Source organism: Rhodococcus sp. 06-470-2, assembly GCF_002258235.1.
Taxonomy (GTDB): domain Bacteria; phylum Actinomycetota; class Actinomycetes; order Mycobacteriales; family Mycobacteriaceae; genus Rhodococcoides.
On the sequence record NZ_NOYB01000010.1, the window covers coordinates 195,366 to 221,515 of the forward strand.

At 64.1% G+C, this 26,150-nt stretch carries 28 protein-coding genes; 19 read left to right on the forward strand and 9 right to left on the reverse strand.

The window, feature by feature from the left end; genetic code table 11:
* Positions 1-74: 74 nt before the first annotated feature.
* Complete coding sequence (locus tag CH276_RS04250) at positions 75-2,429, reverse strand: transketolase-like TK C-terminal-containing protein (RefSeq protein ID WP_094630501.1); 2,355 nt, start codon at positions 2,427-2,429, stop codon at positions 75-77.
* Positions 2,430-2,700: 271 nt separating this feature from the next.
* Positions 2,701-3,309 carry a TetR/AcrR family transcriptional regulator gene (locus CH276_RS04255; protein ID WP_032396596.1) on the reverse strand — a complete coding sequence of 203 codons (609 nt, stop codon included), beginning with the start codon at positions 3,307-3,309 and terminating at the stop codon, positions 2,701-2,703.
* 118 nt (positions 3,310-3,427) lie between these two features.
* Here CH276_RS04255 and CH276_RS04260 point away from each other — a divergent pair, with 118 nt between their 5' ends.
* From CH276_RS04260 to CH276_RS04270, 3 genes are read left to right on the forward strand one after another with little or no spacing between them, the layout of a single operon-like run.
* Positions 3,428-4,063, forward strand: coding sequence for a VOC family protein (locus CH276_RS04260; protein WP_094630500.1), 636 nt, complete (start codon positions 3,428-3,430; stop codon positions 4,061-4,063).
* A 40-nt stretch (positions 4,064-4,103) separates the two neighbouring features.
* Positions 4,104-5,030: a fumarylacetoacetate hydrolase family protein gene (locus tag CH276_RS04265; RefSeq protein WP_094630499.1), complete on the forward strand. Its 927-nt coding sequence runs from the start codon at positions 4,104-4,106 to the stop codon at positions 5,028-5,030.
* Positions 5,027-6,817 (forward strand): FAD-dependent monooxygenase, encoded by a 1,791-nt coding sequence (locus CH276_RS04270; RefSeq protein ID WP_094630498.1) that lies wholly within the window; start codon positions 5,027-5,029, stop codon positions 6,815-6,817. The genes CH276_RS04265 and CH276_RS04270 overlap by 4 nt, the downstream gene beginning before the upstream one ends.
* A gap of 70 nt (positions 6,818-6,887) precedes the next feature.
* Here the strand turns inward: CH276_RS04270 and CH276_RS04275 are convergent, their stop codons facing one another.
* Positions 6,888-7,802, reverse strand: coding sequence for an alpha/beta fold hydrolase (locus tag CH276_RS04275; protein WP_094630497.1), 915 nt, complete (start codon positions 7,800-7,802; stop codon positions 6,888-6,890).
* 166 nt (positions 7,803-7,968) lie between these two features.
* On the opposite strand from CH276_RS04275, the gene CH276_RS04280 reads away from it, so the two are divergent.
* Positions 7,969-8,730 (forward strand): lysophospholipid acyltransferase family protein, encoded by a 762-nt coding sequence (locus CH276_RS04280; RefSeq protein WP_094630496.1) that lies wholly within the window; start codon positions 7,969-7,971, stop codon positions 8,728-8,730.
* A 4-nt stretch (positions 8,731-8,734) separates the two neighbouring features.
* Here CH276_RS04280 and CH276_RS28370 read toward each other — a convergent pair whose 3' ends face one another.
* On the reverse strand, positions 8,735-8,893 hold the full coding sequence (locus CH276_RS28370) for a hypothetical protein (RefSeq protein ID WP_176459098.1): 159 nt from the start codon (positions 8,891-8,893) through the stop codon (positions 8,735-8,737).
* A gap of 358 nt (positions 8,894-9,251) precedes the next feature.
* On the opposite strand from CH276_RS28370, the gene CH276_RS28375 reads away from it, so the two are divergent.
* Together CH276_RS28375 and CH276_RS04285 are read left to right on the forward strand one after the other, a co-directional pair.
* A complete protein-coding gene (locus CH276_RS28375; RefSeq protein ID WP_176459099.1) occupies positions 9,252-9,395 on the forward strand; it encodes a hypothetical protein in 144 nt (47 codons plus the stop codon).
* Positions 9,396-9,399: 4 nt separating this feature from the next.
* Positions 9,400-9,612 (forward strand): hypothetical protein, encoded by a 213-nt coding sequence (locus tag CH276_RS04285; protein WP_032405338.1) that lies wholly within the window; start codon positions 9,400-9,402, stop codon positions 9,610-9,612.
* A 10-nt stretch (positions 9,613-9,622) separates the two neighbouring features.
* Here the strand turns inward: CH276_RS04285 and CH276_RS04290 are convergent, their stop codons facing one another.
* Entirely contained in the window at positions 9,623-10,291 is a 669-nt protein-coding gene (locus CH276_RS04290; RefSeq protein WP_094630495.1) for a TetR/AcrR family transcriptional regulator, read from the reverse strand.
* Between the two features lie 158 nt (positions 10,292-10,449).
* Between CH276_RS04290 and CH276_RS04295 the strand changes: the two genes are divergently transcribed.
* Genes CH276_RS04295 through CH276_RS04310 form a run of 4 tightly spaced genes read left to right on the forward strand, consistent with a single transcriptional unit; the run spans position 10,450 to position 13,377 of the window.
* Positions 10,450-11,652, forward strand: coding sequence for a cytochrome P450 (locus tag CH276_RS04295; protein WP_094630667.1), 1,203 nt, complete (start codon positions 10,450-10,452; stop codon positions 11,650-11,652).
* Positions 11,649-11,846 (forward strand): ferredoxin, encoded by a 198-nt coding sequence (locus CH276_RS04300; protein ID WP_032405340.1) that lies wholly within the window; start codon positions 11,649-11,651, stop codon positions 11,844-11,846. Before CH276_RS04295 ends, CH276_RS04300 begins: the two co-directional genes overlap by 4 nt.
* Positions 11,843-12,985: an NAD(P)/FAD-dependent oxidoreductase gene (locus CH276_RS04305; protein ID WP_094630494.1), complete on the forward strand. Its 1,143-nt coding sequence runs from the start codon at positions 11,843-11,845 to the stop codon at positions 12,983-12,985. Before CH276_RS04300 ends, CH276_RS04305 begins: the two co-directional genes overlap by 4 nt.
* An 11-nt stretch (positions 12,986-12,996) precedes the next feature.
* Entirely contained in the window at positions 12,997-13,377 is a 381-nt protein-coding gene (locus tag CH276_RS04310; protein WP_094630493.1) for a hypothetical protein, read from the forward strand.
* Between the two features lie 19 nt (positions 13,378-13,396).
* On the opposite strand, the gene CH276_RS04315 is transcribed toward CH276_RS04310, so the two are convergent.
* Positions 13,397-14,701 (reverse strand): carboxylesterase family protein, encoded by a 1,305-nt coding sequence (locus CH276_RS04315; protein WP_254924199.1) that lies wholly within the window; start codon positions 14,699-14,701, stop codon positions 13,397-13,399.
* 95 nt (positions 14,702-14,796) lie between these two features.
* On the opposite strand from CH276_RS04315, the gene CH276_RS04320 reads away from it, so the two are divergent.
* The 4 genes from CH276_RS04320 (at position 14,797) to CH276_RS04335 (ending at position 19,146) form a co-directional block, all read left to right on the forward strand.
* Positions 14,797-15,348, forward strand: coding sequence for a TetR/AcrR family transcriptional regulator (locus tag CH276_RS04320; protein WP_254924198.1), 552 nt, complete (start codon positions 14,797-14,799; stop codon positions 15,346-15,348).
* 102 nt (positions 15,349-15,450) lie between these two features.
* Positions 15,451-17,043: a GMC oxidoreductase gene (locus tag CH276_RS04325; protein ID WP_094630491.1), complete on the forward strand. Its 1,593-nt coding sequence runs from the start codon at positions 15,451-15,453 to the stop codon at positions 17,041-17,043.
* 21 nt (positions 17,044-17,064) lie between these two features.
* The gene (locus CH276_RS04330) at positions 17,065-18,357 is read left to right on the forward strand and encodes a lipase family protein (RefSeq protein ID WP_254924197.1); all 1,293 of its coding nucleotides are present in this window, start codon (positions 17,065-17,067) and stop codon (positions 18,355-18,357) included.
* A 45-nt stretch (positions 18,358-18,402) separates the two neighbouring features.
* On the forward strand, positions 18,403-19,146 hold the full coding sequence (locus tag CH276_RS04335) for an EAL domain-containing protein (protein ID WP_176459100.1): 744 nt from the start codon (positions 18,403-18,405) through the stop codon (positions 19,144-19,146).
* A gap of 13 nt (positions 19,147-19,159) precedes the next feature.
* Here the strand turns inward: CH276_RS04335 and CH276_RS04340 are convergent, their stop codons facing one another.
* Both CH276_RS04340 and CH276_RS04345 read right to left on the reverse strand, forming a co-directional pair.
* Positions 19,160-19,606 carry a GNAT family N-acetyltransferase gene (locus CH276_RS04340; protein WP_094630664.1) on the reverse strand — a complete coding sequence of 149 codons (447 nt, stop codon included), beginning with the start codon at positions 19,604-19,606 and terminating at the stop codon, positions 19,160-19,162.
* An 88-nt stretch (positions 19,607-19,694) separates the two neighbouring features.
* Positions 19,695-20,864: a PucR family transcriptional regulator gene (locus CH276_RS04345; RefSeq protein WP_094630489.1), complete on the reverse strand. Its 1,170-nt coding sequence runs from the start codon at positions 20,862-20,864 to the stop codon at positions 19,695-19,697.
* Between the two features lie 122 nt (positions 20,865-20,986).
* Here CH276_RS04345 and CH276_RS04350 point away from each other — a divergent pair, with 122 nt between their 5' ends.
* The 5 genes from CH276_RS04350 to CH276_RS04370 all read left to right on the forward strand — a co-directional run bounded on the left by CH276_RS04350 (position 20,987) and on the right by CH276_RS04370 (position 25,256).
* A complete protein-coding gene (locus CH276_RS04350) occupies positions 20,987-22,042 on the forward strand; it encodes an NAD-dependent epimerase/dehydratase family protein (protein ID WP_217901387.1) in 1,056 nt (351 codons plus the stop codon).
* A complete protein-coding gene (locus CH276_RS04355; RefSeq protein WP_094630488.1) occupies positions 22,042-22,722 on the forward strand; it encodes a DUF4286 family protein in 681 nt (226 codons plus the stop codon). Before CH276_RS04350 ends, CH276_RS04355 begins: the two co-directional genes overlap by 1 nt.
* A 36-nt stretch (positions 22,723-22,758) precedes the next feature.
* Positions 22,759-23,622, forward strand: a complete 864-nt coding sequence (locus tag CH276_RS04360) for a fumarylacetoacetate hydrolase family protein (RefSeq protein WP_094630487.1) — start codon at positions 22,759-22,761, stop codon at positions 23,620-23,622.
* The gene (locus tag CH276_RS04365) at positions 23,619-24,932 is read left to right on the forward strand and encodes an MFS transporter (protein ID WP_094630486.1); all 1,314 of its coding nucleotides are present in this window, start codon (positions 23,619-23,621) and stop codon (positions 24,930-24,932) included. The genes CH276_RS04360 and CH276_RS04365 overlap by 4 nt, the downstream gene beginning before the upstream one ends.
* Before the next feature lie 69 nt (positions 24,933-25,001).
* Positions 25,002-25,256 carry a WhiB family transcriptional regulator gene (locus CH276_RS04370; RefSeq protein ID WP_094630485.1) on the forward strand — a complete coding sequence of 85 codons (255 nt, stop codon included), beginning with the start codon at positions 25,002-25,004 and terminating at the stop codon, positions 25,254-25,256.
* A gap of 134 nt (positions 25,257-25,390) precedes the next feature.
* Here CH276_RS04370 and CH276_RS04375 read toward each other — a convergent pair whose 3' ends face one another.
* A complete protein-coding gene (locus CH276_RS04375; RefSeq protein WP_094630484.1) occupies positions 25,391-26,107 on the reverse strand; it encodes a TetR family transcriptional regulator in 717 nt (238 codons plus the stop codon).
* Positions 26,108-26,150: the final 43 nt, after the last annotated feature.

The window sequence follows — 26,150 nt, forward strand, 5'->3', positions numbered from 1 at the left end:
CCGACATCGCCGAGGTGGCGAGCGGCACCGTCGACGATGCGGTCATGGCTGCGTTCGCTGTCGAAGGAGCCCTGTCACCGACCGGTCACATCGAGAGCTGCGCCCACGATGGAATCGGTGTCGATTCGGTGGTGCTTGTACACCTCGTCGAGTGAGCCCACCTGTCCGAAGTTGCTCACGCCCAACGATGTCGACGCAACCCTGTTGACGGTGGCGAGGAACGCGAGGGTGTGTGGATGCCCGTCGAGCACCGTCACCATCGGGGTCGCTCGGTCGGCGGGCAGCAGCTGATCGAGAATCCAGGATTCGCCGACGTGGTGTCCTTGCCGCGCCTGCAGCGCGCGGTAGAGCTCGCCCGGGCTGGTGATGCACAGAACGTCGGCGATGACGCCGATCCGCTCCAAACGCTCTGCGGCGTCCAGGGCTTCGGTCATCAACGCGCCCATGGCGGCGATGGTCACCGTTGCTCCGTCTCGACGCACCAGCGGATAGCCGCCCGCGACGACCTGCCGACGCCTGCGTTCCCGGGCAGCCGGATCGCTGGGGACGTCCGCCTTCGACTGGTCCACCGGACGCGTCGACAGACGCAGGTATGCCGAGGAGCCGTCGGGGCGTCCGAGTCGGCCGATGCTGGCGAGCAGTGTCCATTCGACGTCGATGGCGAATGCGGGCTCGTAGGTGATGCAGCCGGGCTGTTCGAGTCCGATGGACGGGGTCTTGATCGACTGGTGCGCACCACCTTCCGCGGCCAGGGTGACTCCCGACGGCGTGCCGACCAGAATCGATTGACCACCCGCGTAGATGCCGTAAGACCACGGCTCGAGTGCGCGCTCGACGAAGGGGTCGTACATGACCCCGATCGGGAACAGCGGCTCTCCCCACCGGCTCCACGTGGCACCGAGCTCGCCCATCAGGCCGACCAGGTTGGTCTCTGCGATACCGAGTTCCATGTGCTGACCGGACGGCCCTTCGCGCCAGTGCATGATCGTCTCGGCGTCGTCGCCGAACCAGTCGTGTCGATCCGACGACGACCAGACGCCGACCTTGTTGACCCAACCGCCGAGGTTGGTGGTCGAACTGACGTCGGGACTGACCGTGACGACACGACGAGCCGCGTCGGGGGCTTCTCGGGTGAGGTCGATCAGGGTGCGTCCCAGCGCGGCCTGCGTGGTGGCCGTGCCCTTGGGGGTGCGTCCGATGTCGGTGGGGACGGCGGGTGGCGTCGACGCGGGAATCGGTTCGCGGCGTAGCCGTTCGGCGGTGGCAGCACACAGCCGGCCGGGTCCGCTGTCGGAATCGAAGCGTCCCCAGGGCTGTTCGGGATCGGTGCCGAGGGTACGTGCGAGTTCTGCGTACTCCTCGACGGTCAGCAGTGAGGAGTGGTTCTGCGGATGTCCCTGGGTCGGCAGGCCGAATCCCTTGACCGTGTACGCGATGATCACGGTGGGTCGGGTGTCGTCGATGCGAGAGTAGGCCTCGCGCAACGCATCCAGATCGTGTCCGCCCAGATTGCGAATGGACTCGGTCAGTAGTGTGTCGTCGAGATCGGCGATCAGGTCGGCAATGGCGGTGGCGTCGGGACCCGATCCGGGAAGCCTGGTGCGCACCTCCTCGGCGGTGCAGCGCAGCAGACGTTGGTATTCCGGATTCGGCATGTCCAGAATGCGCGTACGGAGTGCGTCGCCCCCCGGCTTGGCGAACAGGTCCTCGAGCAACCGGCCGAACTTGACGGTGATGACCTGCCAGCCGGCGGCGTCGAACATCTTCTCGAGGCGACGGGCGGCGATGTTGGGGACCACTCGGTCCAACGACTGACGATTGAGGTCGACGATCCAGACGATCTCGCCGAGCTCGGCGATGCCCGGGTCGATGATCGCCTCCCAGACCGCGCCTTCGTCGAGTTCCGCATCGCCGACCAACGAGTACTGCCGTCCGCTGAATCCGGGCGTCTTCGGTGTGGATTCCTCCGGACCGAACCGGTCCTCGACGAAGCGTCGGGACATCGCTCCCCAGATCGGTGCCGTGGCACCGATGCCGACCGATCCGGTGGAGTAGTCGACGGTGTCCGGGTCCTTGGCCCGCGAGGGGTAGGACTGCAGACCGCCGTATGCGCGCAGTGTCGTCAGGTACTTCTGGTCCAGCTCACCCAGCAGGTAGTTGATCGCGTGCAGCACCGGCGAGGCATGAGGCTTGACCGACACACGGTCGCCTGGCTGCAGCTGCTCGAACCACAGCGAGGTCATGATCGAGACCATCGACGCGCAGGAGGCTTGGTGGCCGCCGACCTTGAGTCCGGTCGGGTTGGGCCGAATTCGATTGGCATGGTGAATCATCGACGTCGACAGCCACAGCACCCGCTGGGCGAGCTCGTGCAGATCGTGGTGATCACCGGTGGGTGAGCGGTGATCGGCGGGACTGATGCTGGTCATGACAGGTGCTCCTGAATCGACGTCGAATGTGCCGGGGGCACGAAGAAAGTAGAGCGGACGAGGGAGAACCGAGTGCGGTTCTGCGGTCCGGGCGGGCGTTCGGGTTTCGAATCGCCGAGAGGATGCAACTGAGCTGCGATGGGAGACAGTGCACCAGCAGCCTGCGTTGTTGCGCAAGTGCTGAGTCCCGCAGGGTGCATATTGCTCAATATCCGGTGCAGGAGCGTGGGCAAATATGGTCGTTCTGACCTCTTCCGAGACGCCGGTGGGTCTACTTCGATGCGTCGACGACCGCTTCGAAGGCGTCGACCACCAGCGCTACGATCGCATCGAGTTCGAGCCCTGGAGTGTCGAAGTAGGCGTCTGCTGTGCGGTCGAGAAAGCCGGTCCATCCCGAGATCGCCGCCGCTTGGAGCGGGGACAGTGGATCGGGCAGCTCGGCCAGGGCTGCGACCTGACGTGCGCCCTCGGCCCGTGCCTCTCGGACGGCATGTTCGACGACGGAATCGCCCAATTCACCTTCCCGGACCACTCGGACGTAGAGGGCACGGTGGCGCTCGAGAAATTCGATGTGGCGTCGCACGAAACCTTCCATGCGTGCGCGCACGGATGTCTCGTCGGCGGCGGGCTCCTGAAACTCGGCCAGCTTCGACAGCACGTCGGCGAGGGCGGCCGCGACCAGGCCTTGTTTGTCGGTGAAGTAGTAGAACAGCAGTCCGTGTGCGACGCCCGCTCGACGGGAGATCGCGGCCGCGCTGATGTCGGCGCTGTTGCCCTCGGCCAGCAGCTCGATGGCGGCGTCGATCAAGGCCTGCCGACGATCCAGTCGGGGGCGGGCACGGCGAGACCGCTCGGCACCGGTGGGCGAGTTGTTCGACACCGATCCGACATTAGCCCACCCGGCGCGATCTCTCCTGACGCTCGATCAATTTCTTGATTGTCAGTCAAAGTGGTCGTAGCGTAGGTCACAACAGGTGACCCGAGGAGAGGCTCGTTCGATGAGTGCGACGCAGGATGCAGGGAGTCGGAGAGCGCCGAGGGTTGCTCCCGATCTCATCGCCCACTGGGTGGTCAAGTCGGCTCGCACCAAGGAGATGGTGCGCTGGTACGGAGCGGTGTTCGGTGCCGAGATCGTCTACCAGGACGAGGGAATCACGTTCTTGACCTGGGACGACGAGTCGCATCGACTGGCGATCATCGCCGTTCCGAAGCCGGTCAGGTTCCTTTTCCCGTTCTCCAAGTTCAAGCGCAAGGCATACGGGATCGATCACATCGCACTGACGTTCGTTTCGCTCGAGCGGTTGCTGGAGAACTACGTGCGGCTCAAGCGGTTGGGCATCCTCCCCGTCTGGTCGATCAATCACGGACCGACGATCTCGCTCTACTACGAGGATCCCGACGGGGTGCGCCTCGAGTTCCAGGTCGAGAACTTCGACGCCGAGAACACCGCGGCGTTCTTCTTCACCGAGGAGTTCGCCCAGAACCCGATCGGCGTCAACATCGACCCCGATTACCTGCTCAGCCAGCTGCGCAACGGCGTGCCGCACGAGGAGCTTCGCCGACGCGAGGCCGGAACTCGGCCGGGCCATCCGGTGGTCGCGAACAAGAAGACCATCACACCGAAAACATTGTGAACGCGCCGATTTCGATCGAACCAGGGGGACAGAGACTCACATGTCAGTCAACGTAGTCCGGACCATCGACGGTTGGTGGCGCCTCGACGGCGACCGTGCAATCCGAATCGAGACGACGGCCGAGACCACCCGCGAACTTCTTGCCGACCGCGACGCCATCACCGGTGCGTCGGGTGCAGGGGCGAGTGTCGACGAGCTGGAGCTCGTATCTCCGGTCACCACACCGTGCCGGGTGGTGGCGCAGCTGCTCAATTATCGGTCCCACGCGATCGATGCGGGTTCCGATCCGAACACGTTACAGCCGACGTTCTTTCGTAAGTCCTCGGCGTCGGTCAGTGGTCCGTTCGATCCGATCCGCCAGCCACCCGAGGTGGCGCTGTTGGACTACGAGATCGAACTGGGGATCGTCGTCGGTGCCGAGATTCCCATCGGTACGACGGTCACCGACGAGAACCTCTCGGATTACGTAGCCGGGGTGATCGTGGCGAACGATGTGTCCGCGCGGGAGATCCAGTTGACGAAAGTTCAGGTGTACGAGAGCAAGTCGTATCCCACGTTCACCCCGTTGGGTCCTCGGTTGGTGCTGTTGGACAACGACGAGCTCCGCCGCATCCCCGAGCTGCACATGACGCTGGCGGTCAACGGCGAGACGCGCCAGGACCAGACGATCGGCAACGACCTGATCACTCCGCCGGCCGAGGCGCTCACCAGGCTGGCCCGCTTCCAGAACATGGCTGCCGGCGACGTACTCCTCACCGGAACACCGATCGGCACCGCCATTTCCGCGCCGCCCAAGATCGTGCAGAAGATCGGTGAGTTGATTCCGCCGGCGCTGAAGTGGAAGTTCTTCTTCGCCCGGCAGGCGAAGAATCCCGATTACCTCTCGGTCGACGATGTGATCACTGCCGGTATCAGGACCGCCGACGGAGCCATCGATCTGGGGATGCAGGAGACGGTGGTCCGATGACCGTGCCGATCGCCGTGGTCGGAGCCGGACCGGCCGGTTGTACCGCCGCGTTGCTGTTGGCACGCAGAGGGATTCGCAGTGTCGTGCTCGAGCGCCGCAACGCGCCGCTGTTTCATCCCGCCGCGCACGTGATCAACGCCCGCACTCTCGAGATCTGGAACGAATACAGCTCCGAGTTGGCGCGCTCGATCGCTGCGATGTCGCCGCCGCACGAGACCGTCAATCTCATCAGCTGGTTCGGGAATCTCGCGGACGAGGCCATCGGTTCGATCGACCTGCTCTCTGACCCCGAGCGCAAGGCAATCGTCGAGAGTCAGAGTCCGTTCCTGGTCTCGCACATAGGTCAGCATCTGTTGATGCCGGCACTGTGGGATGCGCTCGACGCCGAACCGCTGATCGAGTTTCGCCGCGGATGCGCTGTCGAGTCCGTCGACACCGACTCGTCCGGTGCACGTGTGCGTGGGCGTTGCGCAAGCGGAGTGGCCGAGATCGAGGCCGAGTACGTGCTGGCATGCGATGGTGCGAACAGCGCGACGCGAGACGGTACCGGGGTCGGACTGACCGGACCTGTCCTGGCGAACATGGGCAGTGCCTTCTTCACCTCGACGACACTCTTCCCCGATGATGCTCGGCCGCTGCTCAGTTGGATCTACACGCCGGACCTGTGCGGAGTGATGATCGCGCATGCCGACCATCGATACATTCTGATGACGGCGTACCTGCACCCCGACCAGGAGATCGCCAAGGACAGTCGAGCGTACTGGTCACGCACGCTGCCGAAGGTGTTGGGAGAACACGACTTCGATCTGGAGTCGACCGGGACCTGGGTGATGACATCGCAGACCGCCGATGCGTTCCGTCGTGGCCGTCTGCTCCTGCTCGGCGATGCGGCGCACCGGTTTCCGCACACCGGTGGTTTCGGGCTGAACTCGGGTGTTCAGGATGCCCACAATCTGGCCTGGAAGCTCGACGCCGTTCTGTCCGGCACCGCGTCCCCGTCTCTGTTGGACACCTACGAGACCGAGCGTCGTCCGGTGGTGGAGAAGTTCGCCGAGCAGAGTGTGGCGAACCACTTCCGGATGGACGACATCGGGAAGAGGGTGGGCATCACCAACAAGATGTTGGCGAAAGCGACTCAGGTGGTGGGTCGGCCGCCGCTGAACAAGGTTCCGGGAAAGCTGATCGCGCCACTGGCTGCCGCTGCCACCCGGAAGCAGATGGCGCGATCGCACAAAGTCGATCCCGACGCACCCGGGTCCGCCCAGCTTCGTCGCGAGATCGCCAACGCCATCCCGCTTCAGGTCGAGCATTTCGTGTCGATCGGCTTGCAGTTCGGTTACCTCTACGCCAGTCCGTTGATCGCACGGGACCCGTCGGCAAAGCCAGCCGAAGACGTGGTGGATTACCTGCCCACGACCTACCCGGGGGCAAGACTCCCCCACGCGATGGTCTCGGTGGGTGGTGCGCAGGTGGCGGTGCACGAGACACTCGACCCGAACACGCTGTCGCTGTTCACTTTCGATGGCGACAGGTGGGCAGGCGTGGTGTCCGAGCTCGACAAGGTCGGACCCGGCGTCACCTTGATCTCTGCGGAACTACCGGCAGGTGCCGCTCGGGACGAGCTGATCGGACTGTACGAGGTGGGTGAGACCGGAGCGGTGCTCGTGCGGCCCGACGGCCACAGTGCCTGGCGCTCATCGGCATCGGGTGAGGACGCTAGGCGGGAGCTGAGCGAGTTCGTGAGCCGACAATGGGGGCACTACTTCGCGGTGTCCGCCGGCGTGTAGCCCTCGCGCGACACGAACCGATGGTGCGCTACATTCGGCAGTGCACCATCGGTCGTGCTCGACGAAGCGGTCAGCGCTGCTGTGCCGGAATGTCCAGGAAGGCAGTCAGTTCGGCCAGGAACTCGGTCGGTTTCTCGATGTGCGGCCAATGTCCGGTGCCCTCGATCTCGACTGCGGTGGCGGTCGGAACGGCGTCGAGGAACCGCTGAACGTCGGTGGGTGGCGACAGGGGATCACCCGGTCCGCGGATGATCCGCGTCGGGCAGGTGATGCGGTCCAGACCGGCACTCGGGTCGGCGGATGCGGTGGACAGCAGCGCCGGGAACGATCCGGGTGCGCCCAGTGTGGACATCACCTGGTCCATGAGCTCGGGGTCGAGTCGGTCGGTCCGGTTCACGAACGGTCCGAGGGCGGCCTTGAGGAGCAGGGGTGATCGTGCGGCCCTGTGCGCCAACCAGTTCGGCATGGGGAGGCCGATCGTGACCAACTCTGCCAACAGGGTCGCCACCGCGCGTGGTTGATCACGGATGGTGCTGATCGGACGTCGTGTGAGGCCGGTGAGCGAGAGGATCGGTCCGCCGGTGACGACGAGCCGCTCGACCAGCCCGGGGTGATCCGCCGCCAGCCGCGTCGCCACGATCGAACCCATGGAGTGTCCGACGAACGTTGCGCGCGTGATACCGAGGCTCGCGCACGCTGCGGCGACAGAGTCGGCGAGTGCGGCGAAGCTGCTGTGCCCTCGTGAGAATTGCGAGCCACCGAAGCCTGGGAGGTCGATGCCGATGGCTCGACGCGACCGCGCGACCTCGGGCAGGATCTCGATGAACCAGCGCCAGCTAGCCGAAATGCCGTGCAGAAAGATCACCACCTCGTCTGCGGTCGGATTCAGGTCGACGAGGTGGATACGCGATCCGTCCACGTCTAAGTCACGAGTGTGGTTGTTCCACTTCATGTCTTGCCATCGTTGGATTTCGGAATCGGTCACTTCGCTACTTTCTCGTCGAGGGTGTCGTCGGATGCAGTACTCGATCCAGGCTCCGGTGCTTCGCTCTCCGGCGTCGTGAGCTCGCGGGCCACTTCGTCGCCGCCGGCTGGTCCGAACTCCGATGGATCCAACCCGGAAATGCGTGGGCGCCCGCTAGAGTGCGCGCATGCACAAAGTACCTCGCGCGATTCGGGCCATGGGGATCAATGCGGTCCGTCTCTACAACCGCCTCGAAGTGTCCGTCGCGCAACCGGTTCCCGATGAGCCGGTGTTGTTCGTGTGTAATCACGGGTTCGGGGGCGTGATCGATCTGAACGTGTTCGCGTTCGCGGCAGCGTACGACGATCTGGGCCTGTCCAGGGAAGTGATCGCGTTGACGCACCAGATCGCGTGGACACTGCGTGCAGGAAAGTTGCTCGAGCCCTTCGGCGCGCGGCCGGCCGCGCGAGAGAACGCTCTCGACGCATTCGAAGAGGGGCACAATGTCCTGGTCTTCCCGGGCGGTGACCTCGATGCGCTGAAGTCGTGGCGGCACCGAAACGAAATCGTCTTCGGCGGACGCAGTGGTTACGCGCGTCTCGCAATGGAAGCCGGGGTGCCGATAGTTCCGGTCGTGACCGCGGGCGCGGGTGAGTCACTCCTCGTCCTCAGCAGTGGACGTCGTATCGCCAAGGCGCTCCGATTGGACAAGACGGCATTTCGGGTCAAGACGCTGCCGCTGTCGGTATCCATTCCCTGGGGCGTGAATGTGGGGGTGGTCGGGTTGCTTCCGTATCTACCTCTACCGACGAAGCTTCAGACGTCGGTTCTGGCGCCGATGCGTCCCGAGCCCGACGAGTCCGCAGAGGATTTCGCGCACCGCGTGCACTCGGCGATGCAGGCAGAACTCGACGAATTGACGAAGGACCGCAAGCCGGTGATCGGCTGAGCTGTCAGCCGGGCCCTTCCCATCCGCAGGCGTCACAGGAGGCATAGATGCGGCTGTTGGTCGGTCCGACCGCCTGCGAATCGATGACGTTCTCTCCCAACGTGATCTGCTCACAGATCGGGCAGATGCCGCGGTAATCGAGGTTGAAGCTGTAGGTGAGCACTGGGGTCTCGATCCTGTACGTCGAATGCCGCTGCCGCACGTGCGCCGGGCCAACAGCATGTGTCCTCGGTAGGAAGGTTTGCCGAGGTTCGAGTCGCCGCTACCGTCCGCTGTGTACGGAGGGTCGGCCATCGACTGCCGCTTCTTCGCGATCGACCTAGTCGACGTGTGACCGACAGTAGACTCCGAGCCCCTCGCTCGTCGATAGCAACGAAGTTCCGGTCGACGATGTTCGGCGCAGCGTGGACCGAGTGGGAGGAAAGGCCGTAGGGTCGGTGTCACGCCGCTCGTTCAGCGCACACAATGGTTCAGCGAAACCGAACCGACCTGCGCATCGTAGGTCGAGAAGGTCGAGTCTCATGACCGACACACCTATCCACGACGAACTGCAGAACTTCATGAAGATGAGCACGCGAGGTAGTGATCGTAAGGTCGAACGCGGAGCCGCACCGGTGCCTGTCGAGATGCCTGCACACGTCCCCGCGCGACACCATCGGGCCTGACGTCGTGGCCACCGCACGAGAGAAGCAGGACGAGGCCCTTGCCGACTATCGGCGAGCAAAGGATCGGGAGCACGTACTGGCCGATCTACGTGGACAGTCCGACACCGATGTCCCGTTGTCGGTCGACCTCGACGATGCCGAGTTGCGCAGTGCGATCGACGCGGACATATCGGCGCAAGAGGCGCTGAGCGTCGCGCTCAGGGCCGTGGACGACTGACTCTGGTCGGCTATGTGATCGGCTGGCCCGAGGGGTCGATCGCTGCGTGAACTCCGCCGCTGTACGACGTCGGAAGTTCTCGGCTGCAGAGGATTTCGGCTTCGTCTGCAGAGATTCCGAGTGCCCGTAGAACGCGCTGTGTCGTGCCGTCCACGGTTGCCGCTTCGTCGCGCTCGGGTTGGGCGAGCAGCAGTCGGCCCATCGACAGCAGAGAACCGGCCACGATGGCAAGTGCGACATCCGCGTCGTCCACATCGAATCGTCCTTGTGCGGCGGCTGATTCGATATCACGACGCGAACGCGGGGCCAGGCCCCCGGCTGCGGCGAATGCCGCGGCCTCGGAGTTGAGCAGGACACGACTCAGTTCCGGTTCGAGGCGGAAGAGCCGTCCGGACAATCGAAAGGACTGGGTGAACTTTTCGACCGGATCGTCCAGGTCGACGGTGAGCGAGTCGAGATAGTCACCTGCCGATTCGAGGGCGGAGTCGATGGCCGCTTGCCACAGCTCTTCCTTGCTCTCGAAGTAGTTGTAGAACGATCCGTTGCTGACGTCGGCTGCCTGTGTGATCTCGAGGACCGGTGCGTTGGTGTTTCCGCTGGCGAGAAGCCCTTGAGCTGCGCGGACCAGCGCGGCTCTGGTGCGTGCCTTGCGGCGCTCGACGCGGTTGCCTTCGGTCACGGTCTGCTCCTGCTCTGCGGTGTGCGTGAGGGTAGCCTATCGCGTTCGAATCATGACGAATTCGTCAAAAAGCTTGACGGGCGGCTGTGTCATGGGTGACGATATCGTCAATGACACGTTTGGGCAGCGTGAACATACTCTTCCTGGCAAAGGACCCCATGACAACGAACGCAACGATCCCGGAGTACCGCACCGACATCTACTCCACCGATGCGATCCTCGATCCGTACCCGCACTACGCGAGGCTCCGGGCGCTCGGACCGGTGGTGTGGCTGCCGAATCAGCAGGTGTTCGCCATCTCGCGTTATGCCGACTGCAAGAAGGTCCTGCTCGACGACGAGACCTTCATCTCCGGGGACGGGGTCGGACTCAATCCGGTTGCCAACAGGCTCGGACGCGGCACGACGCTCAACAGCGACGGTGACGAGCACGCGACCAAGCGTGGGGTTCTCGCGCACCGCTTGACCCCGAAGGCCGTGCGAAAAATGAAGGCCGCGGTGGAGGAGAAGGCGGAGGGCATTGTCGATGCGGCCCTGAGCAAGAAGTTCGTCGACGGTGTCGACGACCTCGCCACCGCGCTGCCGATGTCCGTCGTGCCCGACCTCGTCGGGTGGCCCGAGGACGGTCGTGAGGAGCTGCTCCGTTGGGCTGGAGCAACATTCGACTCGCTCGGGCCCGTCAATTGTCACTCCGTCACGGCCGTGAAGGCGGCCACCGAGATGCTCGCGTTCTCGAGGAAGGTGGTGCGGCAGCGATCGGTGCTCCCCGGGAGCATGGGCGACGACGTGCTCAAAGCCGCCGACGAGAACAAGATCAGCAAGTCCGCATGCCCGGCACTGATGATCGACTACCTCGGCCCATCGCTCGACACGACGATCGGAGCGATCTCCGGGGCACTCGATCTGTTTGCTCGCCACCCCGAGCAGTGGCAGGCCATTCGGCAGGACCCGGATCTGATTCCCAACGCCGTCAACGAGGTCGTCCGGTACGAATCACCCATCAGGGCCTTCTCTCGCCGAGCAGTGCGCGACGTCGAGATCGATGGATCGCGAATTCCGCAAGGTGCACGTGTGCTGGTGGTCTACGCGTCGGCGAACCGGGACGAACGCGAGTGGGACAACCCCGACGCATTCGACGTCACCCGTGACGCCGCAAGGCAACTCGGATTCGGATCAGGAGCGCATGGGTGTGCGGGTCAGGGTCTCGCGCGCCTCGAAGCGCAGACCATGCTCCGAGTGCTGGCGCGAAGGGTCGAACGGTTCGTCCCGTCGGGAACGCCGAAACGGGCCGTCAACAACGTCATTCACCGCTACGAAAAGTTGCCGCTGACATTGGTGGCCACAGAAGGGACACAGCAATGAGAATCGACGTCGACTGGGATCGGTGCGAAGGTCATGGAATCTGTGCCGATCAAGCTCCGAAGGTCTTCAGCCTCGATGACGAGGGCGAGCTTCATTATGCCTTCGACGACAACGACATTCCGGACGACCTTGCTTCCGGGGCACGTTCTGCGATCGGCGTCTGTCCGGTAGCGGCCCTCCGAGAGAGCAAGTGAGCACCGCTGAACGTCGGATCGTCATCGTCGGTGACTCCATCGCAGGCTGCACCGCGGCCCGTGAGCTCCGCGCGCGGGGTCACGATGGCGCGCTCACCATGATCGGTGCGGACCCCGACGGCTACTACGCCAGGCCGCCGTTGTCGAAGCACGTCCTCAAAGGTGATGTGGCCGAGGCCGAGACGTGGGATCTGTCCGATCTCGGTATCACCTCGATCGGCGATCGCGCTGTATCGGTCGACACCGATCGCCGCACCGTGACAACTGCCGATGGCACCGACGTTCCCTATGACGCCCTCATCGTGGCGACAGGGGCGTCGGCCCGACGGATAGCCGATCCGCAGCAAGCGGGCGAGAACGTGTTGCGGACCTTCGCCGACGTCCGGGCGCTGCGTCCGAAGCTGGACGAGGCTCGAACAGCAGTCGTCGTCGGGGCAGGCTTCCTCGGTCTGGAAGTTGCCACCGCGTGCGCCGCTCGCGGTGTCGAGGTCACCGTCGTCGATGTCGATCCACCGCTGCAGCGGCTCCTCGGGCCGTTTCTGTCCGAGGCGATCGCCCGGCGCGCGAAGGAATGGTCGATCGAGTTCGTCCTTGCCGACGGGCCGGTTGGCCTGACCGGGGATCCGGTGACCGGCATCGAACTCGGTGACGGCACGCGCACAGCCGATCTCGTGGTCACCTGCGCGGGTGATCTTCCAGAGACAGAGTGGTTGGAGGGAACCGGGATCGCAGATGATCGGGGCGTCGCCATCGACGAGCAGTGTGCCACCACCGCTCCCGGCGTGTTCGCCGCCGGGGACGTCACCTACTTCCGTGACGCGTCGGCCCGAGCTCCGTTCTGGTCCAACGCCGTTGCGCAGGGCAAAGTGGCTGCGGCATCCGCGCTGGGCGTGGAACCGACCTGCGCCCCCACCGACGACTACTTCTGGACCGAGATCCTCGGGTTGCCGATCAAGGTTGTCGGCCCCCTGCCGCTGCAGGGTGACCCGACCGTACTCGAGGGGGCCGTGGACGAGGGGTCGGCCCTCTTGCAGTGGAATCACGACGACGGTCGGGTCACCATCGTGGCCTTCGGTATCAAGAAGCCGGTCGGTCTGCTCCGGCGGCTGGCACGCGACAGCGCTGTCTCGACGAATTGAGGAATGCATTCATGGCCATCGGCTCCACACTCGTACGACGCCTGCCCGCAATCGTCGGGCTCGGCCGCGCCGCCATCGGCGTCGCCCACATGATCGCTCCCACCCGCGCCAACGAACTGCTCGCCGGCCCCGACGCCGCAGTGGCGACCACGCGAGCGGCCGCCCGCACCTTCGGGATTCGAGAAATCTACATCGGCGGTGGGCTGTATGCGGCTACCAAGTACGCCCCGAAACTGGTGCGTCCCTTGCTGCGAGCCGGTGTGGCTGTCGATGTCTGGGACACCGGTGCATTCGCGCTGACCGCGTACCTCCCGCAGAGGACACGCGTGGCAGGCTGCGCCATCGCTGGAGGTTTCGTTGTTGCCGGTGTGCTTGCCGACGTGCAGCTCTGACGCCGGAGAAGGTGGCCGGTCAGAACACCAGCGCGCGCTCGGGCAGCCCGGCCACTCCCTCTCGGGCGAACGCGGCCCACGTGCGACGGACCCTGGCGGCCAACGCCGTCGGCGGTGTGTGGCCGGCCAGCATCGGCGCGTCCGACCACGCGTCGCCGAACAGCAGTGGCAGTTCCATGCAGTGACATGCCCCCAGTGGCGCACCTTTCGGTGCCCAGTCCACCCGGTAGCTGGCGACCCGACCGCCAGCGCGGTGCCACATCTTCACCATCCCGTCGACGCCGAACAGCATGCTGGTGACGAGACGGACCACCGGCGCGGTGAGCGTCGAGCTCACGACGCCGAACCTGTTGAGCCACAGCATGTTCGTCACGATGTCCACGAACGGGGCGGCGTCGTCCCTGGTGTGACCGATCAGAAGTTCGACTCGGGTGGCGCTTCGGCGTAGGGCGTCGTCGGGGTCGCCGGACAGTGGTTCGAGGTGAGCGACCGGACCGAACGGCATTCCGCCTGCGGCACCGAACCTGCGCACCGCTCGCGTCACGGCATTTTCTGCGTCGAGCACATCCGACGCGGGAGCGGTGGCCGGGTCGGTACGAAAGTGACGTGCGAACGCCGTTCGTGCCGTGTCGTACAGAGCCGAACGTCCCGACCGCAATCCGAGAGGCGCACTCTGCACTATTGCTCTCGAGAACAGCCCTGCGGCCGACTCGCACGCCATGAGCGTGAGGACGGCATCGCCGCCTGCGGACTGGCCGAACAGAGTCACGTTGTGCGGGTCACCACCGAATCGCACGATGTTGGTCGACACCCAGTGCAGTGCTGCGATCTGATCTCGAACACCGATGTTGCTCTCTCCCGAGTCTTTCGGAGTCAGGTAACCGAACCCACCGAGCCGGAAGGTGACGCTGACGACCACGACACCCTCCCGAGCGAGATGGTCGGCGTCGTACTTCTCGGCCTCCCCGCCGCCGGAGACGTAGCCACCGCCGTGCAGCCACACCATGACCGGAAGTCCCTCCGCCGCAGCGGGAGCGGTCACCGACAACACCAGGCAGTTCTCGCTCTGTTCGAGCCCGTCGATCATGGGGCCGGTGACATTGTCTATCCGGGACGGCAGTTGAATGCAGACCGGTCCGCGGCGGGTGGCATCGCGCGTCGTATCCGGGGTGTCGATCGGTTCGGGCCGACGAAATCGCGTGGCGGTGGCATAGGGAATTCCCCGGGCGTGGATCAGCCCGTCGAATTCGACTGCTTCGAGGTCTCCGCTGGTGGTGCCGGTGATCGTGCGCAGTGTTGCCCCGGCCGTCGTCTCGTCGTTCACGTGTGAACCCCCATTCGATGAACAGGATCGAGCTTATCGTCTTCGGCTCGTCATCGGATGCGGCCGCAACGCCGGGTTGCCGTCATACTCGGACGGTGCGGTCCAAGCAGAAGATTCTCGATGCCACCCTCGGGTTGATCGCCGAGACCGGCTTCGAGGGTGTCACGATCGCTGCGGCGGCGCGCGCTGCGGGCGTCACGCGCCAGACTGTCTATTCGATCTTCACCACCCGCGAGGACATGGTCTCCGAGGCGATGGTGGGAATGATCGTGGACGTGCTGGGCGGTATCACGGAGAAGGCCGATCAGGCGGAAACTCCGACGGAGTTCATCGTCGAGACCGTGGTCGCTGCGCGCAATCTCATTCGGCGCGAACCGGTTCTGAACTCGTTGTTGCGCTCGGGCAACGCGAACCCACTGTTCGACCCGGACATGATGGATCGCGCACAACCGGTGGTACGCCAGTTTCTCGACGGTTACATCGAGCGCAATCCGGGCTTCGATTCCGCGCTGTTCCACGGCATCGACGGCGTCATCGTGCGGGTGGGGCTGTCGGTGATTCTGTTCGACGACCCAACCATTCACCACGACGACGGGTTGCGACGCTACCTCGAACGATGGTTGATCCCGGTTCTGCCCTTTTCTTAGCGTCGAAAACTTGACACCCAAGTCCCCTTCTGTCTAGTTTTGCACGACGCGTACACGTAACTCGGGTTTCGATGTACGTCGCCGCAATCTCTTGGGGGGAACGTGTCGACACTGAATCGCCGGTCATTTCTGGGCGCGACCGCGATGGCCGGGATTGCTGCCGTGGCGTCGGGTACCGGTGCCGCGCAGGCCGCCCCGCGTTCGAGGGTTCAGGTCCCGCTCACCCGTGAGGACCATCGAGTCGTCGTGATCGGATCGGGGTTCGGGGGCGGTGTCGCGGCGCTGCGCTTGGCGGAGGCAGGCATCCCGGTTCTGGTGCTCGAACGCGGAAGGCGTTGGCCCACAGGGCCGAATGCCGATACCTTCCCCAACGCGACCGCGCCGGACAAGCGGATGCTCTGGTACGGCTCCAGCCCGAACCTGTTCGGGAGACCGGTTCCGTTCGATCCGTACGTCGGCCTGCTCGAGGCAGTCTCCGGCGACAACATGACCGCTCTGTGTGCAGCCGGAGTGGGCGGCGGGTCGCTGATCTACCAGGGAATGACGCTGCAGCCCTCGCAGGCCGTCTTCGAGACTCACTTTCCGATCGACCTCGACTGGGCCACGTTGAACGCGGTCCACTACCCCCGCGTCGCGCGGATGCTGCAGCTCGCGCAGGCCCCTGACGAGTTGATCGCAACGCCCAATTATCGAGCGGCACGGGTGTTCGCGGACAGTGCGCGGCGGGCGGGTCTGCCGGTGTCGAAGATTCCGATGCCGATCGACTGGAACTACGCCCTCGACGAAACCCGCGGGGTGATGAAGCCGTCGTACACCAACGGTGCGGGCGCATTCGGAGTGAACAACGGCGGCAAGCATTCCGTCGACGTCACCTACATCGCCGCTGCCGAGGCAACCGGGCTGGCCACCGTGGCAACGCAGCACAACGTCACGCACGTCGAGCGTGCCACCGACGGTCGCTGGACTGTCCATGTCGACCGAATCGATTCCGACGGAACGGTGTTGGAGAACAAGATCCTCACCACCGGTGCGCTGATCATGGCCGCAGGCAGTCTGAACACCACCAAGCTGCTGGTCCGCGCCGGGGCCACCGGTGCCATCCCGGATCTACCGGACCAGCTCGGGCAGGGCTGGGGTACCAATGCCGATCGCATCTACGTGTGGTCGAGTATCGAGCAGCAGTTCGGTACGCCGCAGGGTGGTCCGGTGGTGTTCGGCAGCTTGAACTGGGACGATCCGCGCACCGCGCACACGGTCATTCAGGCATCCATTCCGCCGTTGGGCGTCGATGCCCACAGCACGATGATCGTCGGCTACGGAGTCAGTGACGGTCGCGGCCACTTCACCTACGATTCCACGCGTGACCGAGCCCAGCTGTACTGGCCGGCGAACGGCGACTCCGTTATTCAGGACGGTTCCATCGATCCGACGGTGCGTCGCATCGCAGGTTCGGGCAGCATCCTCACCGATACCAATGCGGTGTTCCCCTCCACCTGGCATCCGTTGGGCGGGGCGAACATGGGCCCGGTGTGCGACCTCGACGGCCGTGTTCACGGTCAACGCGGACTGTACGTTCTCGACGGTGCGTTGATGCCGGGCAACACTGCGGCCTGCAACCCGTCCATGACGATCGCGGCGCTGGCCGAACGAGCGCTGGACAACATCGTCGCCCGCGACCTCGGCACGATTGTCTGACCCCTCAGCAGAAAGAGCCCAATGCATCTGTATCGCAGCATGATCGGTGTTGTCGTCACCGCTGTACTCGCGTCCTCGGTGACCGCACTCGGTGCCTCGGCCGCGCACGCCGATCCCGTCGACGACTTCTACGTCCCGCCTGCCCAGCCGACCGACAGCCCTGGATCCGTCGATCGAACCCAGCCGATGTCGTTGTTCGCTGCACTGCCGGGCAACGACGGCTCGTATCCGGCCCAGGCGCAGCGGGTGTTGTACACCTCGCGTACGCAGGACGATACGCCGGTGGCAGTGTCGGGCACGTTCGTCGAGACCGAGGTGCCCTGGCGTGGAGCAGGCCCGCGACCGACGATCGTCGTCGCCCCGGGAACCGTCGGGCAGGGCGATCAATGTGCCCCGTCGAGAGCGTTTCCCACCTCCATCAACGCTGTGACACAACCACTGTCGATCTCGTTCAATCAGGAACTGCTGTCGTCGACTCTGTGGGGGTCGATGGGGGCGAACGTGTTCGTCACCGACTACATCGGATTGGGGACTCCTGGCCTACACACGTACGTGAACAGGGTGGAGGAGGCGCACGCAGTTCTCGACGGTGCTCGGGCTGCAGTCGAATTGGGCGGCGACGCGAATGCACCGATCGGCATCTGGGGTTACTCGCAGGGCGGTGGGGCTGCCGCGGCCGCCGCGGAACTCGCCGGCGAGTACGCGCCGGAGCTGAATCTGAAGGGGACGTGGGCCGGGGCTCCGACGGCCGATCTGCTCGAGGTGTTGAAGACCGTCGACGGAACACTTATCGGTGGTGTGATCGGTTATGCCCTCAACGGATTCGTCGAACGTGACCCGAGTCTGCGCCCGCTCATCGACGAGCGACTCACCGATCAGGGCAAGGCGGTGCTGAACGAGCTGTCGACGGAATGCATCGGCGACACGATTCTCGAGCACCCGTTCCTGCGCACGGAGACGCTGACGAAGGACGGAAAGTCCATGTTGGAGAACCTGCGTGGGATCCCGCAGGCCGGGGCGATCTTCGACGAGCAACGAATCGGCCGCAGTACGCCGAATGCTCCGGTGATGATCACCAGCGGAATAAATGACGACACGGTGCCGTACGGCCAGGCCAGGCAACTGGCGTACGACTGGTGTGCGCTCGGTGCCCGGGTGGAGTTCCGAACCAATTCGTTGCCGCCGATCCTGCAGGGTGCGGTGTTGCCCAACCACTTCGGACCGCAGCTGATCGACGGCTACGGCGGCGAGGCTGCCCAGTTCCTAATGGACCGATTCGCCGATCTTCCTCTGGCAGCATGCAGCGTCGACTGATCGAGGTCGCGGCCGAACTGCTTTCTCCGATGTATTCGACGACCCGTGTCGTCGACTAGAGGTGCCTCGACGCCGCTGCATTCGACACTGTTGCGTGCGAGGCGTCGGGTGGAGGCCGTGATTGCGTGCGGTGGTCCGCAGATCGTCTTTCAGCCGATCGTTCGAGCCGATGACGGTGCGATCGAGGGATACGAGGCTCTTTCTCGTTTTCCGGCCGGCGGCGGTGACACCGAAGCATGGTTTGCCGATGCTGCGCACTGTGGCTTGGGTCCTGCGCTCGACAGGTCGGCGGCGGTCAGAGCACTGGAGGAATCCGTTCGTCTGCCGAGTGGGCCTTTCGTTGCGGTGAATCTCAGCGCTGCAACGCTATTGGTCGACTCGGCTCTGGTCGACGTACTGCTCGATGTCGGGCGACGTCGGCCATTGGTTGTCGAGATCACCGAGCATGCCGCCCTCGTCGACGAGGACGCGGTGGTGTCCGTCCTGGCCGAGCTTCGACGCGGCGGGGTGGCCGTGGCGGTCGACGATCTGGGATCGGGGTACGCGGGAATGCGGCATCTCGTCCTGCTCGAACCCGAGATCGTCAAACTCGATGCCTTCGTCGTCCACGAGATGAGGGCGAATCGGGCGAAGCTGGCTTTGGCGGAACTGGTGCTCGAGTTCGCGCGCAAGACCAGCGCCCGATGCGTGTTCGAGGGTGTGGAGACCGACGAGGACCTCGCGGCGGCCATGTCGATCGGGGCGGACTTGCTGCAGGGCTACCGACTGGGCCGCCCTGCGCAGCCGTAGTCGTCCGCGTGATCTATCGGGGGTCTGCATCCCGGGTGAGCATCTTCACGTGCGGGATTCCCGCTTCCAGGTACTGCTCTCCCACTCGAACGAATCCGAAGCGCTCGTACCATTTCTCGAGGTGCGCTTGCGCGGAGATTTCGACTACCCCGGGGTAGGCCGTCAGTGCGGCATCGACGAGTTCGCCTGCGTAGCCGCTACCGCGCGCATGAGCTGCGGTCGCGACCCGTCCGATGTGAACCGTGTCGTCGACGAGGACGCGAAGAGTGGCCAACACCTCGCCGTGGTCGTCCTGGATCCAGAACAACTCCGTCGTCGGAAGTAGGTCCGCGCCATCGAGTTCCGCCTCGTCGACGATCTTCTGCTCGTGGACGAACACCGCGACCCGGAGCGCCATGATGCGATAGAGGGTATTCGGGGCCACGCCCGCAAGCGGCGCATGTCGAAGATTCGACTCCATCATCCGAGTTCTCACCGACCGAGCATATTGGAGGCCGGGCCACACTGGTCCCGCGGTCCGTGCCGGAGATGCGCAACTCGGCTGTTCGTCAGGAAGTGCGGGTTCGTACCACCACGCGCGACGCGAGATACAACTCGACCAGTTCGTTGAAGACCAGCGGATTTCGACCGGTCAGTTCCTGTATTCGTTTCGACCGTGCAGACACGGTGTTGACGTGTACGTAAAGCCTTTTGGCGGTGGCGGATTGCGACATGTTGGATTCGGCCAGAGCGGTGATCGTGTCCATCAGGTGCGCCGCGTCACGGATGGGTCCGACGCGGTCGATCTCGAACTTTTCTCGTGCTTCCACATCGCTGTTGATGAGGATGTCGAGCAGTACGTCGGCGTAGTGCACCAGGGTTCTCGACGTCAGGTCGGGGTTGGAAGCGTTGCGAACCGCACTCGCCTGTGTGAAGGACCGATGGACGGTTCTCAAGGAGGACGTGCTTTCGCCCACGGATACCGCCAGACAGTCGGCGGTATGCCTCAGCAATGTTGTCAGCACGGTGTCGAGCGCTCCGAGCGAGGACGGCCCGTCGGGAAGCGGTACGAAGACGATCAGGCTGCCGTCTGCTTCCCCGAATATCGAGGGGCCGAGGCGTGCGGTGGTCAGCGCACTGCTCACCTGACGTCGAAGTCGTTGGCCGGCAAGAGGATCTGCACTGTCGGCCATCGTGAGTATCGCGCACACGTGCGCGGCGTTCGGATCGACCCCGAGCACGCTGGTCCACCGGTTCAGCTCCTGAGTGTCCACGTCCCAGCCGTTCGTCAGTGCTGTCGCCAGTTCGTCCTCGGCTCGGCGCGTCACTGCGTCGATCACGGACGAGGCCTCACGGTAGGCGTCGATCATCGAATTGGTGAGCGCGTCGAAGCAGGAGAGGGCGAGTTCGGTCGGTGTCGTCCCCGTCGCGCTGTCCTGGCTACGGAGTACATGCAGCAGCAGTACTCGCTCGGTCGAGCGAAACGCTTGAATAACCGACTCGAGCGGTACACCCTCTTGCGCCCGCGAGATACCCAGTTCGCGTGCATGGCCCAGTTCCTCGCCGGACGGCGTGACACCGCGTCCTACGCAGTCCAGCACCACCTCGATGTTGCGACGGACGAAATAGTCGAGTTCGCTCCGGCTGAGCACGTCGTTCGTATAACCGCGGTACGTGTTCCAGATGAGCCCGACTGCCTCGTCGACCAGTTCGTCGATCGATCGGTGGTAACTCCGCATTCCATCACCCTACTGTGGGAAACCCACACACTTTCGGCTCTTCGGGTAGCGATATGACCGGTGTTGCGTGGGTTGATTGTGGGTCACGATGTATGTCACAGGTCACAACGAGAGGACAACACGTGAGCATCACGCAAGAAACCCGGCAACAGGACACCGAGTTCGACGGAGTCGACGCCATCGAAGAGGCGCTCGCAACACCGTCGCAGGAACTGATCGACGCAATGCGGACCATCGAGGGTGACATTGCAGTGCTGGGCGTGGGTGGCAAGGTCGGCCCGAGCGTGGCGGTGATGGCCAAGCGCGCCGCGGAGGCAGCGGGTACCGACAAGCGGATCTTCGGCGTCGCTCGGTTCTCGGACGTGCGTACCCGTGCGTATCTCGAGCGCAACGGCGTCGAGTGCGTTGCCGCGAATCTGACCGACGACGACCAGCTACAGGCCCTACCCGAGGCCGCGAACGTAATCTTCATGGCAGGCAACAAGTTCGGCACGACAGGCAACGAGTCGTTCACATGGGCGATGAATGCGTATCTGCCGGGTCGGGTCGCCACCAAGTATCGCGACAGCAGAATCGTTGCGTTCTCCACCCTGGTGACGTACCCGCTGGCGGATGTCGCCACGGGCGGTTCGCGCGAAGACGATCCGGTCGACCCCATCGGTGAATACGCGGCCTCCTGCGTCGGACGCGAGCGCGTGTTCGAGTACCACTCCCTCCAGTTCGGGACGCCCTTGCTGATCTTCCGGCTCGGATACTCGATCGAGACCCGGTACGGAGTGCTCCAGGAGATTGCGCAGGCAGTTCAGGATGGATCCGAGATCCCACTCGAGATGGGCCATGCCAGCGTCATCTGGCAACGCGATGTCGCGGACTACGCGATTCGATCGCTGACGCTTGCCAGCTCGCCGCCACGGAGGCTGAACATCACCGGGCCGGAGATCGTGTCCATTCGATGGCTTGCGCACCGATTCGGCGAAATCCTGGGCAAAGAACCGAGATTCGTGGGGACCGAGACGGGTACCTCGTACGTGATGGATGGAACGGCACTGCAGAAGGAGTTCGGATATCCCTCCACTACTTTGTCCTTCATGATCGACGCTGTCGCAGCGTGGGTCGGCCGCGATGGCGAGACGTTGGGCAAGCCCACCAAATTTCAACAGCGGCAGGGTCTGTTCTGATGACCGGCGCATTGATGAACGTAATTGCCGTCGACCGCGACGATGTTCCGGAATTCGACGACTGGTACTCACGTGAGCACTTCCCGGAAAGGCTCGCTGTCACCGGTTTCCGCAACGCCCGTCGATTCGTCGAGGATCCCGACAGAGGGGCTGCCCGAGTCGAGTACTTCTCCATCTACGAGACGGACTCGGTCGAGGTACTGACGAGCCCGGAGTATCTCGCCGCCTTGGATTCACCGACACCGCGCACGAAAAATGCGGTAGCGCTGTTCCGCCAGAACGAGAGAACGGTGGGAACTCGACGCTTCCGCGGAGGGCTGGGCCGAACCGGCCGAATTCTGTTGGGCCGGATCACCGGTGGGGTGGGCATGAACGGGTCCCTCGTCGAGGCGGTGGAGGACATCGCGAGGGCGACGATCGAGAGCGGTCTGGCCGAGGGAGTCGCGGTCTACGAAACGGACGCGGTCGCCGCGTCGGCGAAAGACGGCACCGCGGAGGGAAAAGCGGCCGGCAGCGCCGCCGCGGCCGACGAGCGACCGTCCGTGTTCGTGGTCATCGAGCAGTACGGATCGCTGGCGGTGTCCCCGACAGGTTCGGTATCGGCGGCGGTCGACAGGATCGGTGCACACGCGCGCTGGTCCACGTACCGACTCGTCAGCGACCAATCGTCCCAATCATAGTGTTGCCCAACGACAGTCTCAGAACAGGATTCGACAATGCGTATCGCCAATCATGCGGGTCGGCTCACCTTGCTGCACGGTGGGGCCGAGATCGACGTTGCTCGGCTCAGCGGTGAGAGGTTCGGCCACCGTATCGAAGACATCTTCGAGCGCTGGGAGGAGTTCACAGCGTGGGCCGCGGCGGTGAACCCCGATCACCCGGCCGCGTCTTCGGGCACTGCCGACGTGGGTCCGGTGAGCCCCCGACCACGGCAGGTGATCGGGGTAGGGCTCAACTACGTCGACCATGCCCGCGAGGCAGGATCACCGCTGCCGACGGTCCCGCTGTTGTTCACCAAGTTCCCGTCGGCGATCGCCGGACCGGACGCCGACGTTGAATTGTCGGGCGACTCCGTCGATTGGGAGGTCGAATTGGTGGTGGTCATCGGACGGGAAGCAGCCAGGGTCTCGAAGGACGACGCATGGAGTTGCATCGCGGGGTTGACTGTGGGGCAGGATATCTCGGACAGAGAGGTCCAGCTGCAGGGAAGCACTCCGCAGTACAGCTTCGGCAAGTCGTTTCGAAACTACGCGCCGATCGGGCCGGTGCTGGTGACTCCCGACGAGTTCGAGGACCTCGATCGGCTGTCGTTGAAGTGTTGGATCGGCGATGAACTCGTCCAGGACGGAACGTCCGGGGACCTGGTCTTCTCGATTCCGGAGTTGATCGAGTACATATCGTCGGAGGTCACCCTCTACCCCGGCGATCTGATCTTCACCGGGACACCCGCGGGTGTCGGCCTGGGTATGACGCCTCAGCGGTTCCTCACCGACGGCGATGTCATCACCAGCAGCATCACGGGAATCGGGTCGATGACCAACAAGGTCAGGGCTCGCGCAGGGAAGGTCGGAGCACTGTGAAGTCGACCAGCGCAGTGGGGGAGAGCCGGCTCAACGCCGAGAACGCGTACACGCCGAAGGAACGAAAGATAGTTCTCGGCTTCGCCATCACCGGTGCCCTCATCGAGAGCATGGAACTGAACCTGTTGAGCTACCCGTTGAGGGATCTCGCCGATTCGTTCGCGGTATCGACTCAGGCTGTGGTCGGCGTCATCACGGCTCAGAGCATCGCGTCGATTGCCGGCGGCTTCCTGTTCGGCTGGACCGCCGATCGTTGGGGCCGTCGGCCGACCTACGTCGCGTTCACCGCCATCTACGGCGTGCTGGCGATCGTCGGTGCTTTCCTCGACAGCTTCGAGCTCTTCACCCTGACCCGCGTATTGGCAGGTGTGGCGATGGGCGGTGCCTTTGGCGTCATCTTCGCGATGTTCACCGAGACGTGGAAGACGCGAAACCGAGGACTGATGGGGAGTGTTCTGCAGGGGATGTTCATCTGCGGAACTCTTATCACTCAGGCAATTCTGTTCGGCACCATCACTACGCTTGGATCGGAATCCGGTTGGCGTACCGGCTTCGTCATCATCGGAGCCATGAGCGTCGCAGTGGGGCTGTTCGCTTTCCGGATGCTGCCGGAATCCAAGGTGTGGCGCGCAGCCAAGGACGCACCGCCGTTGGTCGCCGTGGAACCTACCGAAGCGCAGCAGCTGACGAGCGCGGCCGACAAGCGTCGAACGATCGTCGGTGGACTGTTCCTGACCCTTGCCACCACCGGAATTTTCGCCGCCAGCTATTGCTACATCACGTTCGGTCCCACCTACCTGCGCGAATACGCCGGGTTGTCGTTGGGCTGGGCGACGATCGTGCTTTCGATCGGAACTGTGCTCGGCATCGCTTCGTACATCACGTTCGGAGCGTTGTCGGACAGGATCGGTCGCCGCGGATCCACATTCTGGTCCTGTGCAGTAGGTGTGGTCGGATTCGGGCTGTTTCTGTCGATCGGGTCGGACACCGAGATGCCTGCCGGTACGGGCAGTGTGTGGACCGCCGCCACAGCAGCTCTGGCCGGCTGTGCCATCGGCTATGCGGGATTCGGTGTGATCGGCACCTGGATATCGGAGTTCTACCCCACGCGCTACCGAGCCCTCGGTTCGGGTGCCACGTACTACGTGGCACGCGGTATCGGGTCGGGACTGTTTCCGCTGTTCGCGATCATGCTGGCCGACGGAAACATCCATCGTGCAATGGGGTTCGGAGTCATCGGAGCGGTCGTGGGAATGCTCGGGTGCCTTCTGGTTCCCGAAACTCGAGGGAAAGTCATCACCACGGACTGATCGATCGGCCCCGAGGCAGGACGCCTCGGGGCCCATCGTGCGCAGTGAAAGAAGACTGGGTCGAAAGCAATGAACAGCGGGAATCGGAAAGTGCTGGTGCCACTGGTCGAACAGTGGGTATGGCAGGCAGACGCACACTGTCGCGGCTTCGGGTATCTGTTCTACGGCGACGGAAACGAGAGCAGTCGCGAACAGTCCGAGCGCGAACGCGCCGCCAAGCTGATCTGCACGGCGTGTCCGGTCATCGACTCGTGTTACGACCATTGCATGACGTTCGAGGAACGTCACGGCGTATGGGCGGGGTTGTCCGAGAGAGATCGATGACCACACCGAGAGAAGTACAAGTCGAGGTAGCAGGTCCGGCTCGAGATGATTTTCGTTCGCGGGCGTAGTGCGACCGGCCCTTCACCGAACCGTAATTCCGTTGTTGTGCTCAGGTATTCGACTCGTACTTGATGTCAGCGCGGTGGGACCAACAGGTGAACCCTGTCGACGAGACTCAATGCGGTGGCAGCGTCCGTGCCCTCGAATACTGCTGTGTGAATCCCTCGCATGGTGCCGGTGAGGAGGTGTGCGGTCGCGACGATGTCCGTGTCGCTGCGAATCTGTCGTGCTTCCGCCGCGGCCCTCAGTAGTTGTGCGATCGCATCGACGAAGCTGTCGTGCCAGCGTTCTGCCGAGCCCTCGGATCTCGGTACTCCGAGATTGCGGAACAGCACATGGGTACGCGGGGTGTCGTAGATGCTCGCTGCCGCGATGTGAAGAAACGTCTGCAATTGCTCGAGTGGCGAGTCGGGCCACGTCGCGGCGATCGAGCCCTCGTGAATGCGGCCGATCAGTACGGTGGCGGCGTCGTCGACCGCCGCCTGGAACAGCTCACGTTTGGTGGGGAAGTGGTGGAACGCCGTTCTCGGTGCGAGACCGCATCGGGCAGCAACGCTTTCGATCGTGATGTCCGAGTAGTCGGCGTGACGCAACAGCTCCTGGGTGGCCTCGATCAGTCGGGCCGCTGCGGGCCCGGGCTCGTCGGTGGTCGACGATCCGGCCCAGCGATAGAGCGTGGTGGTGTGGATACCCAGCGAGGTCGCCACGCTCGCTGGGCTTTCGGCACCGCCGAAGGCGCGCGCGACCGCTTCCTGCCGATCGGCGAGTGTGAATCTGGAGACCCTGGCCATGTTCGTGACACTACATTTCGGTGGGGGAGTCGGGAGAACGCCG